Annotated in this window: 15 protein-coding genes; 4 read left to right on the top strand and 11 right to left on the bottom strand. The window is 74.7% G+C overall.

What is annotated here, in order from left to right:
* Positions 1-108: 108 nt before the first annotated feature.
* The 6 genes from KYT88_RS12035 to KYT88_RS12010 all read right to left on the bottom strand — a co-directional run bounded on the left by KYT88_RS12035 (position 109) and on the right by KYT88_RS12010 (position 6,264).
* Positions 109-492: a cupin domain-containing protein gene (locus tag KYT88_RS12035; RefSeq protein ID WP_043588476.1), complete on the bottom strand. Its 384-nt coding sequence runs from the start codon at positions 490-492 to the stop codon at positions 109-111.
* 26 nt (positions 493-518) lie between these two features.
* Complete coding sequence (locus KYT88_RS12030) at positions 519-1,910, bottom strand: hypothetical protein (RefSeq protein ID WP_043588474.1); 1,392 nt, start codon at positions 1,908-1,910, stop codon at positions 519-521.
* Positions 1,911-1,917: 7 nt separating this feature from the next.
* Positions 1,918-2,817: a TIGR03943 family putative permease subunit gene (locus tag KYT88_RS12025; protein WP_237583664.1), complete on the bottom strand. Its 900-nt coding sequence runs from the start codon at positions 2,815-2,817 to the stop codon at positions 1,918-1,920.
* The gene (locus KYT88_RS12020; RefSeq protein ID WP_043588478.1) at positions 2,804-3,697 is read right to left on the bottom strand and encodes a permease; all 894 of its coding nucleotides are present in this window, start codon (positions 3,695-3,697) and stop codon (positions 2,804-2,806) included. The genes KYT88_RS12025 and KYT88_RS12020 overlap by 14 nt, the downstream gene beginning before the upstream one ends.
* A gap of 426 nt (positions 3,698-4,123) precedes the next feature.
* Positions 4,124-5,062, bottom strand: coding sequence for a hypothetical protein (locus KYT88_RS12015; RefSeq protein ID WP_237583663.1), 939 nt, complete (start codon positions 5,060-5,062; stop codon positions 4,124-4,126).
* Positions 5,063-5,184: 122 nt separating this feature from the next.
* Positions 5,185-6,264, bottom strand: coding sequence for a hypothetical protein (locus tag KYT88_RS12010; protein ID WP_043588469.1), 1,080 nt, complete (start codon positions 6,262-6,264; stop codon positions 5,185-5,187).
* Between the two features lie 128 nt (positions 6,265-6,392).
* Here KYT88_RS12010 and KYT88_RS12005 point away from each other — a divergent pair, with 128 nt between their 5' ends.
* From KYT88_RS12005 to KYT88_RS11990, 4 genes are all read left to right on the top strand, one after another.
* Entirely contained in the window at positions 6,393-6,575 is a 183-nt protein-coding gene (locus KYT88_RS12005; RefSeq protein ID WP_043588466.1) for a hypothetical protein, read from the top strand.
* A 75-nt stretch (positions 6,576-6,650) separates the two neighbouring features.
* Positions 6,651-7,115, top strand: coding sequence for a Dabb family protein (locus tag KYT88_RS12000; protein ID WP_043588463.1), 465 nt, complete (start codon positions 6,651-6,653; stop codon positions 7,113-7,115).
* A 100-nt stretch (positions 7,116-7,215) separates the two neighbouring features.
* Entirely contained in the window at positions 7,216-8,232 is a 1,017-nt protein-coding gene (locus KYT88_RS11995; RefSeq protein WP_043588460.1) for a CPBP family glutamic-type intramembrane protease, read from the top strand.
* Between the two features lie 77 nt (positions 8,233-8,309).
* A complete protein-coding gene (locus tag KYT88_RS11990) occupies positions 8,310-9,098 on the top strand; it encodes a glucose 1-dehydrogenase (protein ID WP_043588458.1) in 789 nt (262 codons plus the stop codon).
* Between the two features lie 76 nt (positions 9,099-9,174).
* Here KYT88_RS11990 and KYT88_RS11985 read toward each other — a convergent pair whose 3' ends face one another.
* From KYT88_RS11985 to KYT88_RS11965, 5 genes are all read right to left on the bottom strand, one after another.
* Entirely contained in the window at positions 9,175-9,624 is a 450-nt protein-coding gene (locus KYT88_RS11985; RefSeq protein WP_043588455.1) for a hypothetical protein, read from the bottom strand.
* A gap of 121 nt (positions 9,625-9,745) precedes the next feature.
* Complete coding sequence (locus KYT88_RS11980; protein ID WP_043588453.1) at positions 9,746-10,810, bottom strand: NAD-dependent epimerase/dehydratase family protein; 1,065 nt, start codon at positions 10,808-10,810, stop codon at positions 9,746-9,748.
* Positions 10,807-11,745, bottom strand: coding sequence for an MTAP family purine nucleoside phosphorylase (locus KYT88_RS11975; protein ID WP_043588451.1), 939 nt, complete (start codon positions 11,743-11,745; stop codon positions 10,807-10,809). Before KYT88_RS11975 ends, KYT88_RS11980 begins: the two co-directional genes overlap by 4 nt.
* Before the next feature lie 109 nt (positions 11,746-11,854).
* Entirely contained in the window at positions 11,855-12,628 is a 774-nt protein-coding gene (locus KYT88_RS11970) for an isocitrate lyase/PEP mutase family protein (protein ID WP_043588449.1), read from the bottom strand.
* Positions 12,629-12,725: 97 nt separating this feature from the next.
* Positions 12,726-12,950 (bottom strand): hypothetical protein, encoded by a 225-nt coding sequence (locus tag KYT88_RS11965; protein ID WP_043588447.1) that lies wholly within the window; start codon positions 12,948-12,950, stop codon positions 12,726-12,728.
* Positions 12,951-13,037 lie beyond the last annotated feature (87 nt).

Below are 13,037 nucleotides of genomic sequence, written 5' to 3'. Positions count from 1 at the left end.
CGGGACAGCACCACCTGCGATCACAGCAGAACGCATCGACGGCCTCGTCTCCCTCCGGGGAGCCGGGGCCGTCGGCGCGTGCGGGGTCGGGCCGCGACGCCCGTCGCGTCAGCGGAAGTCGCCCACCTGCCGCTCCACGGGCACGGTGCCCGGCACGACCACGTCGCCGGTGTGCGCGGTGGTGACCGTCTCGATGAGGACGATCTCCACCTCCTCGTCCGCGACCGGGTTGTGCGGCACGCCCCGCGGCACGACGTGGAACTGCCCGGGACCGAGCACGACCTCCTGATCGTCCGGCAGCTGGATGCGGAGGCGGCCCGAGACGACGAGGAACATCTCGTCCTCGGCGTCGTGCGCGTGCCACGTCAGCTCGCCGAGCAGCTTCGCGACCTTCACGTACTGGTCGTTCACCCGCCCCACGACCCGGGGCGTCCAGAGGGCGGTCACCTCGCGGAGCTCGGCGGCGAGATCGGTCACGGCAGGAGTCGTCATGGGTCCATCATCCGACGGTCGGCGGGTCAGCCGATCGTGACCTCGAAACCGGCGACGCTGCGGGTCACCGTGCCGGTCGCGAGCTCGACGAGGAGCGTGGTCACCGACGTGTCGCGCGGGTTGCGCGGGTAGTCGTCGCTGGCGCCGCGCGCCGGATCCGGCACCGTCTCGAGCAGGGCGAAGCGCCCGTTCGGGGTGACGGAGAGGCCCGTGATGCGGGTGGCCGGGTCCGCGGGCACGTAGACGTCGCTGGCCGTCCCGTCGCGGACGACGACGAGGCGCTGCGTCGCGGTGCCCGTCGCGGGATCGAGCGCAGTGCGCACGCGGAGCACCGCGCCGTCGTCGCCGGGCACGAACGAGATCGCGCCGTCGTACTGGAGGTCGGCGCCGCCGGTCTCGGTGGGCAGCGTCGTCTGCTGGGCGGTGCGCAGGTCGATCTCGGTCGTCGAGCCGGGATCCGTGACCGCGAGCCGCGTGCCGTCCGCGGAGAACGGGCCGAGCGTGCCGTGACGGCCGAGCGGGACGATGGGCGACGACCCGTCGACCGTGACCAGGTAGAGGTCGCCGTCCTGCCCGTGCGCGACGAGCTGCGGGCGCCCGGGCACGAAGCCCCACGCCTGCGCGCTGATCGCCTGCCCGTCGAGCCCGAGCACGGGCGTCGGCGTCGCCCCGGCGCCGACGTCGTCGACCATGAGGGTGTCGTCGTACGGGCCGCCGTCCGTGCTCGTGAAGCGGAAGCCGATCGTGGTCCCGGTGTCCTCGGCATGGAGGTCCTGGAGCGTGCCGCGGCCGGGGAGCGGCAGGTCGACCTGGCCGGATCCGTCCAGCCCCGCGATCACGAGGCCGTTCGTGCCGTCGTCCTGGAGCGTCGCGACCACGAGCGACTGCCCGACGACCGCGTACTCCTGGATCTTCGTGGCCTCGAACACCTCGTCGCTCGCGCCCTGGCCGCCGCCGGCGACGCTCTGCCGGAGGATCCGGTCCGCCTGCTGCTCGCCGCCGCGGACGAGGACGTACATGCCGGGGTCGCCCGTGCGGAACGACGTCGCGAGGTCGGACGCGGGGCCGCCGCCGACGCCCTGCACGCCGTCGATCGACACCGTGTACGCGGCGTCGTAGGCGAGCGGCCGGGTGAAGTCGATGATGATGCGGTCGGCCTGCGTGTCGACGGTGAAGTCGGCCCCGGGCTCCATCCTGATGCGCGAGGCGTCGACCGGCTGGATCGGCCGGTTGGCCGCGAGCACGAGTCGCTGCCGGGACTGCTGCACGACGGCGAGCGGATCCACGTCGGTGCGCACGAGCCGCGGCCCCTGGCTGCCGGCGACCGCGAGCAGGCCGCCGCAGGCGATGGCGAGCACGAGGATCACGGCGGTGAAGGCCCGGCGGAAGGCGCGCGGGGAGGCGGGGGCGTCGGTCACGGGCGGCTCAGTAGACGTAGGGGTCGGCGGGCTGGTCGACCTTCGACACGCCCTGCGGCATGACGGCGAGCGGCTGCCGGCTCTTCGCGCTCGGGTTCGAGGCGAACGGCCCCTTCACCTCCACCCACTCGTCGGTCTGCAGCGTCGACTTCCAGCCGGGCTGGTACACGGGCACGCCGACGGGCTGCGCGTCGACCGCGCAGCAGGTGACGACGAAGCGCGTGACGTAGAAGACGTCGTCGGGATCGTCCGGGTCGGCGCTCACGAAGCCCGTGATGTCGACGGACTTCGAGGTGAAGAAGGTCGGATCCGTGGTCTGCGCGAGCAGCTGCGACCAGTCCTTCACGCCCAGGGTGGAGAAGTCGTTCGTGCCGAGGAGCTCCTGGTCGGGCGCCGCGTCGGAGGCGACCGTGCTCGAGTTGAGCGCGCGCTGCGTGACGGTGCTCTGGGTGAGCGTGCGCGGCGGGAGCACGAGGACGGCGACGACCGTGACCGTGACGACGGCGGCGACGGCCACGCGGGAGACGCGGGCGCGGAGCGAGGCGCGGGCGGCGGCGGACTCGACGGGTCCGGCGGCGGGGTCGTCGAGCGCGGCGGATCCGTGGTCGTGGTCGTGCTCCTCCGCGGCGTCGGCGGGGCGCAGCGCGAACCCGGCGACCGTCGCGACCAGGCCGATGACCGCCATGATCCCGGTGAACACGAAGTAGCGCGGGTGGATGTAGAGGCCGAGCTGGCCGGTGATCGTCAGCCACAGCGTCGAGACGATGCACGCGGCGAGGAGCACCAGGCCCACCGTGGAGGAGGCGCGGCCGCCCGCGGCGCGGCGGCGTCGGGCGCGGCGGAGGGCGGTCGGCATCCGGTCGGCGGGCTCCCGGTCGGCGGGCTCCCGGTCGTCAGGCGATGGCATTGACACCCCATCCCAGCGCGAGGCTGATCAGCGCGACGACCGAGGTGATCATCACGAGCGTGCGGGTCGAGTAGGTGGTGCGCATGAGCGCGAGCATCTTCACGTCGATGACCGGGCCGAACACCAGGAAGGCGACGATGCCGCCGGGCAGGAACACGGATCCGAACGAGAGCACGAAGAACGCGTCCACGTTCGAGCAGACCGAGACGACGAACGCGAGCAGCATCAGCGCGAGCACCGAGAGGATCGGGCTGCCGCCGAGCGTGACGAGCACCTCGCGCGGCACCGCGACCTGGATGAGGCCGGCCAGCAGGGATCCGATGACGAGCGCCGGCATGATCGTCGTCGCCTCGCGGCCGAACAGCGAGATCGACTTCCGGACGCGCGCGCCGCCGTGGGCATGCGGATCGGGGAGGGCGCACTCGGCGCGGAACTCGTCGGTGAGGAGGCGGTCGGGCTCGGGGTGCAGGCTGAACAGCCAGCCGACCACGTTCGCGATGAGGAAGCCGCCGACCAGGCGGGCCACGAGGATCCAGCCGTCCCAGCCGAAGGCCGCGTGCGTCGTGATGATGGTGATCGGGTTGAGGATCGGCGCCGCCAGCAGGAACGTGATCGACTCCGGCACCGTGAAGCCGCGCACCACGAGGCCGCGCGCGAGCGGCACGTTGCCGCACTCGCACACCGGCAGGGCCATGCCGAGGAACGAGATGCAGGCGCGGCGCGCGAACGGGTTGCGGGGGAGGCGGCGCTCGATGACGCCGGGCGGCACCCACACCTGCACGACGATCGACAGGACGATGCCGAGGATCACGAACGGCAGCGACTCCACGATGACGCTGACGCTCAGGGTGACGAGGTCCTGGAGCCGGTCGGGCAGGATGCCGTCGCCGAGCGCGGGGGAGGCGGCGCGGAGGGCGAGGAGCAGGAGGACGAGGGCGAGGCCCGTCGCGAGGCCGGTGCGGATCCCGGCGGGGGCGGCGAGGGTGGAGCGCGGGGCGTCGTGGTCGTGCGGGTGGTCGTGGTCCTGGCGGGTGCGGGCGGCGGTGGCGGTCGCCGTCGCGGTGGCGGTCGCGGCGGGGGATCCGTCCGCGGTCCGGTCCTCACGGGTCCGTCGTGCGCGGGGTGCCCGCTCGCGGCGCGGGCGCGCGCGCCGGTCGAAGGGGGACGCGTCGTCGTCGTCCGGCGCCCACGGTGTGTGCCGATCCGTCATCGCGGACCGGTGGCGCGGGGCCGGGGTCCGATGGGGGCGCACACGGCTTCAACCCTAACCGCGCTGAGAAGCGTCCTCAGCAGGTGCGGCGGCGGGTCAGCGGAGGCCAGCGGGCGCCTGCGAGCAGCGTGACTCGAGCATGCCGTCGCGCGTCGCGACGTACGGCTGCCAGGGATCCCCGGCGCGGGACGAGGCGATGAACGCCTCCCGATCCAGGACCTCGCCCTCGAACGGCTCGCCCTCGGACGCGTAGCAGGGGATGAGGAAGTCGACGTAGTAGTCGTGCAGCCAGCCGAGCGCGGCGTCCGTCAACGGGCCGCCGGGCGTGGTCGGGAAGCGCACCGAGCAGGCGTACTCCACGGCGACATCCGCGGAGTGGGCGCCCAGCCGGGTGTCCTCGCCCGTCCCGATGACCTGGACGCGCACCCCCGACTCGCCCAGGCACGCGGCCTGCTGCCTGACCCACTCCTCGCCGTCGAGGACGCGCTCGACGGGCAGATCCGGGCGCACGGCGTCGGGACGCTCGAGGAGCACCCGGTCCCAGAGGGAGTCGGCGCTCTCCCGGAGCGCCTGCGCGGTCTCGACGTCGGTGAGGTCCTCGCGCAGCCTCGCCGGCGGTTCCTCCGTGAACGCGGGCACGGGCGTGCCGATGCGGGGATCCGGCGTGCTCGGCGGGCCGGGCGTCGAGGTCGGCTCCTGCGATCGCCAGCTGTCGTCGTCGGAGAGGAGGCCGGCCGCGGATGCGGTGCCGAGCCCGACGAGGAGGAGCCCGCCCGCGAGCACCGCGGCGACCGGGCCGGGGCGGAGGAGGCGACGGCGGCGCGGGGCGGGCGGGTGCGCGCGCGGATCCGCGGTCTCCGCGGCCGCGGTCGGGACGTCCTCCGACGCGCGCGGGGTCGTCCGCGCATCGGCGGCGAGCAGCTCCCGGCCCTCGCCGACGAGGCGGTGCTCCGCGACCAGCAGCGCGACGAGCGGTGCCGGGAGCGCGTCGACCTCGATCCCGGCTGCCAGCCGGATCTCCTCGGGCACCCCCACGTGCGGAGCGTCTCCGTCCTCGCGACCGTATGCGGCGCGCCGGAGGGCGTCGAGGGCGCGAGCGGCGTCCGGGTCGTCCCGCAGCCGTCGACCCAGGGCGTCGGCGGGCGAGCCCGGAGTCGTCACCGGTACGCAGCGGGGAGCACCGGGCACGCCGCCGCCAGCCCGCCGTCCATCACGTCGGGGAAGGGGGTCCAGGGCCGCTCGGCGCGCACGTCGGCGATGAAGTCGTCGACGGCGGGGACGTCACCCTCGTACGGCCTCCCCTCCGCGGCGTAGCAGGGGATCAGGTAGGAGACGTAGTAGTCGTGGATGTAGGCGAGCTCGGCGTCGGTGCGCGGGCCGGCCTCGCGCTGGGGGAACCGGACCTGGCAGGTGTACACGGTGACCGGATCCGCGTCGGTGAGGCTGTAGCTGTCCTGGCCGATCACGGACGCCGTGATCCCCGCGTCCCGCAGGCAGGCCACCTGCTGATCGACGTAGTCCTCCTCGTCGACCACCCGCTCCGTCCCCACGTCCGGCCGCACCGCGTCGGGCTGCTGCTCGAGCACCATGTCCCAGGCCCGGTCGGCGCGGACCTGCAGGTCCTCGGCCAGCTCGGCGTCGGTCATCGGGACCCGGACGGGCGGATCCGCCGTGAAGTCGGGGACGACGGATCCGCGTCGGCCGTCCGGCGTGCCCATCGCCTGGCCGCGCGGGGTGGCGGTCGAGGTGACGGCGGATCCGACGCCCTCGGCGGTCGGGGGCGTCGAGGTGGTGGATCCGGCGTCGAGCGACCCCACGGCCGCCGCGGTGCCGAGACCGGCGAGCACGACGAGGCCCGCGACGACCATCACGAGGATCCCGCGGGCGCGTGGCCGGCGTGGAGCGGCCGCCTCGGCGGCGTCTCCGGATCGCGCTCCCGCGTCCGCCTGCGCGGCCCGCGCGGCATCGGCCGCCGGACGCTCGGACGCCAGCAGCGCGGCGCCCTCGTCGACGAGCCGCGCCTCCTCCGCGAGCAGGGCGACGAGCGGCGCCGGCAGCTCGTCCGCGTCGTAGCCCGTGCGCGCGCGGAGGTCGGCGGGGATCTCGACGAGCGGCGCCGTGGATCCGTCCCGGCCGTAGGCGCGGCGTCGCAGCTCCTCGAGACGGCGCGCGGCCTCGGGGTCGTCGCGGAGGCGCCGGGCGAGCGCGTCGTCGGGTCCGTCGAGCCGGTCGGTCATGAGGCCTCCTCGTCGAGGGCCGGGAGTCGCGGCCGGGGCGGTGGTCGCGTACCGCCAGGCTACGGCGGCGGATCCGGGACGGCGAGGCCCCGTCCGGGTCACGGCGGGGCGGCCCGTACCCTGGGCGGGTGGCCACCACCGTCATCGCCTGGACCCTGACCGTCGCCGGTGCCCTCGTCACCCTCGACGCGCTGGCCGCGATCGTCGTCGCGCGCCGAGTCGGCCGCAGGATCGCCCGCCGCACGTGGCCGCAGCTCGCGGTCGGCGCCGCCGGGCTGGCGCTCGGCGTCCCGCTCCTCGTCACCTCCTGACCGCGCCGCCGCATCCTGGCCGCGCCGTCACCTCGTGACCGCGCCGTCGCGCCCGGATCGGGCCAGGATCCGGACATGACCATCGACGACCGCCCCGCCCTCACCGACGCCCAGCTCACCGCCCGCGACCACGTCCCCGGCCTCGTGCACCACGTCGTGCTGTTCCGGCTCCGCGACGACGCGTCGCCCGCTGACCGCGACGAGGTCGAGCGCCGCTTCCGGGCGCTCGCCGACTCGCCGCACCCGGATGGGTCGGGGCCGTACATCCGTTCCCTGCACGCCGGCCGGCAGTCGAGCCCCGAGGGCGTCGGCCGCGGCTTCGAGCTCGGCTTCGTGCTGACCTTCTCCTCGGAGGGCGACCGCAACCTCTACCTCGGGGAGCCGCTCATCGCGGATCCCGCGCGCATCGATCACCAGCACGCCGCCTTCAAGGACTTCGTCGGGCCGCTGCTCGCGCCGGATCCGCACGGGGTGCTGGTGTTCGACTTCACGGAGCCGTCGACGTCGGCGGACGTGCAGGCGGGGGCGCCAGCGGCCTGATCCCGCGCCCCAGATGCGGGCCGGGCCGCCGCCGGGGTCGCGCGGCATCGACCCTCCCGCCAGTCTGGATCGACCGCCCGACGCCTACGAGACGAGTCCCGTGCCCGCATCCGCCCGCCCTGCCGCCGTGTCCTCCGAGCTGACCGCCGCGCGCGCCGAGTCCCCGGATCGCCGCCTCGACGCGCAGACGCGACGCCCGCAGTCCTGGATCCGCGCCGTCGCGGTCGCGCTCCTCGCCTGGGTCGTGCTCGGACTCGGGCTCGGCCTCGCCATCGGCCTCGCGGACGCGGTGGTGCAGTCGACCGGCGCCGGCCTCCTCCTGGAGGTCGTGCTGCAGGCCGTGCTGATGTCCGCGATCGTCGTGCCCGCCGTCGTGCTCCTGCGGCGGCGGCTCGACCGCAGGAGCCTCGCGAGCCTCGGCCTCTCGCGGCGGATCGGGCGGCCGATCGCGCTCGGCGTCGGGGTGGGGGCGGTGACGGGCGCGGTCGTCTGGGTCCCGGCCGGCCTCCTCGGCTGGATCCGCGTCGACGGCGTCGACCTCGCCGCGTTCGCCGGCTTCCTCCTCCTCAACGGCGTCGTCCTCGCGCTCTACGAGGCGATCCCCGAGGAGCTCGCCCTCCGCGGGTACATGTGGACGAACCTCCGCGACGGCACCGGCCTCGTCGTCGCCACGCTCGTGACCACCGCCCTCTTCCCGGCGATCGGCGTCGTGATCGAGTCCGGCCGCTGGATCGTGCGGACGATCGCGGGATCCGACACCGGCGACTTCACGCCGATCCCCGCCGGGAACGACGCGATCGTGTACGTGCTCCAGCTCGGGCTGTTCGGCCTCGCGCTCATCGCCGCACGGCGGATCCCGATGGAGGGCGCGCTCCTCATCGCCATGGCGTTCCACTGGACGCAGCTGACGGTCACGCGGATGCTGCTGGGCGGGATGGACTGGGCGTCGTCGGGCTGGGACGTCGCGTTCGTCGAGCCGGACGCGATCGCGCTGGTGCTCGTGCACATCGTCCTGGCCGGCCTCGTCTTCGTCGCGGTGCGGAAGCGGATGGAGCGGCGGCAGCCCGAGCTGCGGCCGACCCGCGGAGCCCGCGTCCAGGAAACCGACCTACGGTAGGCATGTCCATGCGATCGCATGGACCAGTGGCTCCGCCCACGAGACGCGGGCCACCGCCCCACTCGTCAGGAGACCCCATGACCACCACCCGCTTCACCGACAAGGTCGTCCTCATCACCGGCGGAGGATCCGGCCTCGGCCGCGCCGCCGCCGTGCGCCTCGCCGCCGAGGGCGCCCGCCTCGCCCTCGTCGACATCTCCGAGCAGGGCCTCGCCGCGACCGTCGAGGCCGTCAGCGCCGCCGCGCCCGACGCCGAGGTCCTGACCGTCATCGCCGACGTGTCCCAGGAGTCCGACGTCGACGCCTACGTGCAGCAGACCGTCGAGCGATTCGGCCGCATCGACGGCTTCTTCAACAACGCGGGCATCGAGGGCCGCCAGAATCTCACCGAGGACTTCACGGCCGCCGAGTTCGACAAGGTCGTCGCCATCAACCTCCGCGGCGTGTTCCTCGGTCTCGAGAAGGTGCTCGCCGTCATGCGCGCGCAGGGCTCCGGCATGGTCGTGAACACCGCGAGCGTCGGCGGGATCCGCGGAGTCGGCAACCAGTCCGGCTACGCGGCCGCGAAGCACGGCGTCGTCGGCCTCACCCGCAACTCGGCCGTCGAGTACGGGGAGTTCGGCATCCGCATCAACGCCATCGCGCCCGGCGCCATCTGGACCCCGATGGTCGAGGCGTCCATGAAGCAGATCAGCGCCGACGACCCGCGCGGAGCGGCCGAGCAGTTCATCCAGGGCAACCCGACGAAGCGCTACGGCGAGGCCGAGGAGATCGCGTCGGTCGTCGCGTTCCTGCTCTCGGACGACGCGGCGTACGTCAACGCGGCCGTGCTGCCGATCGACGGCGGGCAGTCCGCGAAGTACTGATGCCCGCGGGCCGCGTCGGCCGCGAGGGCGGACGGCGCGGTCGGCTCGGGCGGCGGGCCGCGCGCGGCGGGTGCGCTCAGTCGAACGGCGCCGTCGGGACCTGGCACGTCACGGGCTGACCCGGTGCCGCGGTCGATGTGGCGATCTCCTTCACGCCGTCCACGAGGATCCGGCAGGTGAGCGCCTCGCCGTCCACCGGGGCGGCCTGCACGAACGCCCAGTCCTCGGCGGTCACGACGGACTCGACCGACCACACGGAGCTCGCCGAGTCGTCGCCGGGCGCGAGCGAGGCCTGGCCGACCTCCTTCACGATCGACGGGCGCCCGCGGTGGGAGGCCTCGGCGTACGAGACGTCCGCCAGGCCGCTGTCGGCCGGGCCGGAGGTCGTCACCTCGTAGGTGATCGAGTAGATGTCGGCGATGTCGTCGGTGATGCCCGAGCAGCCGACGAGGGCGAGCGATGCGGCGCCGACGGCCAGGGCGATGCCGGAGCGCGCGGCCGTGCGGCGAGGCGATGCGGAGGTCATGCCCCCAGTGTGGCGAGCGGACGGCCCCGGCCTCGTCCGTCGGAGGTGCCGGGCTCGGCGCACGAGCGGCACCCGGGTACGACCCGCGGAGGATCCGCCGCCGCTGCCGGGCTCCCGCGGCTCAGACCACCGCGCTGCGCAGCGGCGCCGTCGCGAACTCGCGCATGCCCTCCTCGAAGGTCATCCGCGGCTCCCAGCCGAGCTCCGTGCGCAGCCGCTCCGACGACGCCGTGATGTGCCGCACGTCTCCGAGCCGGTACTCGCCCGTGGTGACGGGCGCGGATCCGCCGGCCTCCCGCGCGAGCGCAGCCGCCATCTCGCCAATGGTGTGCACGGTGCCGCTGCCGACGTTGAACGCGCGGAAGGACCCGGCCTCGCGGGTCCCGGTCCACGCCAGCGCGGCGAGGTTGGCGCCGGCGACGTCGCGCACGTGGACGAAGTCGCGGCGCTGCCGCCCGTCCTCGAAGACGCGCGGAGCCTCGCCGCGCGCGAGCGCCGAGCGGAACAGCGACGCGACGCCCGCGTACGGCGTGTTCTGCGGCATGCCCGGCCCGTACACGTTGTGGTACCGCAGCGCGGCCGCCCGACCACCGGTGGCGCGGGTCCACGAGCTCGCGAGGTTCTCCTGCGCGAGCTTGGTGGTGGCGTAGACGTTGCGCGGATCCAGCGGCACGTCCTCGCCGATGAGCTGCGGCACGAGCGGCTCGCCGGTCGCGGGATCCAGGGGGTCGAACATCCCGGCGTCGAGGTCGGCGACGCGGCGGGCGGGCGGGCGCACGGGCCCGTCGGCGCCCGCGTACGCGCCCTCGCCGTACACGACCATCGAGCTCGCGAGCACGAGCCGGTCGATGCCCGCGCGGGTCATGGCCGCGAGGAGCACGGCCGTGCCGCCGTCGTTCGTGGCGACGTAGTCGGGCGCGTCGAGGAAGTCGACGCCGAGGCCGACCTTCGCGGCCTGGTGGCACACGACGTCCACGCCGTCGAGCGCGCCGGCGACGGCGCCCGGGTCCGTGACGTCGCCGCGCACGAGCTCGACGCGCGGGTCGATCTCCGGGTCGCCGCCGTGCACGTCGGCGCGCAGCGAGTCGAGCACGCGCACGCGCCGCCCCTCCTCGAGCGCGGCCTGCACGATCGCGCCGCCGATGAAGCCGGCGCCTCCCGTGACGAGGAGGATCCCGTCGGTCACGATCGCCCGTCCGTCGTGTCAGCGCTGCCGGTCGTCGGGCCGGTGCCGGAGACCGGCCGCGCGAGCACGGACGCCACGGCATCAGGATCGATCAGCGGCCGTCCGCGGTAGTCGGCGGGGATGGCGCGGATGACCGCCTCGATCGCCCGGACGATGCGCGGCTGCGCCTCCCGGAGCCGGGCGAACACCAGCTCGGCCGTGACCGCGTCGCCCTGCTCACCGGGGAGCGGCGCGAGCCCCGCGTCCGCGTCGGTGACGAACGACAGGTTCACCGTGCCGATGTTGAGCTCGGAGGCGAGCACGACCTCGGGGTACTGCGTCATGTTCACGATGTGCGCGCCCGCCTGGCGGAACCAGAGCGACTCGGCGCGCGTGGAGAAGCGCGGGCCCTGGATCACGACGACGGTGCCCGAGGTGCGCAGCGGCCCGGCCGGATCCGCCCGGTCGCCGCCCTCGAGCTCCACGAGCGCGGCGGCCGCGAGCGCGTGCAGGTCGGGGTCGAAGGGATCCGCTGCCGAGAGGTGCTGCACGACGCCGGCGTCGAAGAAGGTGTCGGGGCGGCCCCAGGTGCGGTCGAGCAGCTGGTCGGTGAGCACGAGCGATCCCGGCGGGTAGTCCGGGGAGACGCCGCCGACCGCGGACGACGAGACGATGGCGGAGACGCCGAGCGACGCCAGGGCCCAGATGTTCGCCCGGTAGTCGATGAGGTGCGGCGCGACCGAGTGGTCGGCGCCGTGACGGGTGAGGAACGCGACGCGCCGCCCGGCCAGCTCGCCGACCGTCACCTCGCTGGACGTGGGGCCGAACGGCGTCTCGATGCGGTGCGACGCGCTCGTCGCGGGATCGAGCAGGGAGTAGAGGCCGGATCCGCCGATGACGCCGATGTCGGCGCGGGGGACGGGTGCGGCGGTCGCCGGGGCGGGGGTGTCGGTCACGTCGTGCTCCTTCGGGTGGGTGCCCAGTCAACCAGGGCGCGGTGGACGCGGGCTCGACCGCATCCGCCGCGCCCCGGTCGACGTCGACCGAGACGACGCCGGGATCCGGTCAGTTGAGCGGCCGCGTCCCCTCGGGCAGCGCGCCGCCCGCGTAGAGGTCCTTCGCCGTGTCCTGCAGGGCGGTGAGCGCGACGCGCTGGGTCCACGGGCCGTAGGAGATGCGGCCGACGCCGAGCTCCTCGAAGCGCGCGGGGGAGAGGGATCCGGGGACGCCGATGACGGTGAGGCGCTGCGGGCCGACGGCCTCGACGAGGGTGCGCACCTCGTCCTCGGTGAGCGGGCCGGGCACGAAGACGCTCGTGGCGCCCGCGGCCATGTAGGCGCGCGTGCGCTCGACGGCGTCGGCGAGGATCTCGGACCGGTCGCGGTCGCCGCCCAGCACGTAGGCGTCGGTGCGGGCGTTGAGCGCGAACGGCACGCCCTCGGCCTGCGCCGCTGCGACGGCCGCCTCGACGGCACGGATCGAGTCGTCGAGGGGGCGCATGCCGTCCTCCAGGTTCGCGCCGACGACGCCGACGCCGATGGCGCGGCGCACGGTCTCGCCCGCGTCCCCGTAGCCCGACTCGAGGTCGGCGGAGACGGGCTGCTCGACGGCGGCGACGATGCGGCCGATCATGTCGAGGTGGAGGTCGAGCGGGATCCTCTCGCCGTCCTCGTAGCCGAATGCGGCGGCGATGGAGTGGCTCGCGGTGGCGAGGGCCTTCGTCTCGGGGAGAGCGCCGATGGCGGCGGCCGTGATGGCGTCCCACACGTTCACCACCCTCAGGAGCTCGGGTGCGGTGTGGAGGTCGACGAGGGTCTGCCCGCGGGCGGCGATGGTCATGCTCCGACCCTAGGGCGGCTGCGCGGCGTGCGGCAGGGGCTCGTTCGGGAGGCGGACACGGATCCGCCGACGCGTACCGGGGAGGAGCGGGTGCGCGTCAGCGCGGGCGGTCCGCGGCGGATCGCACGGCCGCGACGACGAGGCCCGCACTCGCCGTGAGGAGCATGAGCGCCGCCACGAGCAGCAGCAGCCCGAGGTCGGATCCGCCCGTGTAGACGACGACCCCGGCGACGCCCAGCGCGATCCCGGCGGCGAGCAGCACGGCGCCGATCGCGGTGGCCGTGCGGCGGCGGAGGGCGGCGCGGCGCTCGTGCGGATCCATGCGCACAGGGTCCCGCGCCCGGACCGCGACGGCAAGGCCCGTGTCCGGGGGCGGATGACGGGGAGGGCGACCGCGACTCGGGATCCG

The organism is Clavibacter sp. A6099 (assembly GCF_021919125.1).
Lineage (GTDB): Bacteria > Actinomycetota > Actinomycetes > Actinomycetales > Microbacteriaceae > Clavibacter > Clavibacter seminis.
Note: the sequence above shows the minus strand (reverse complement) of the source record. Positions and strands in the feature narration are given on the sequence as shown.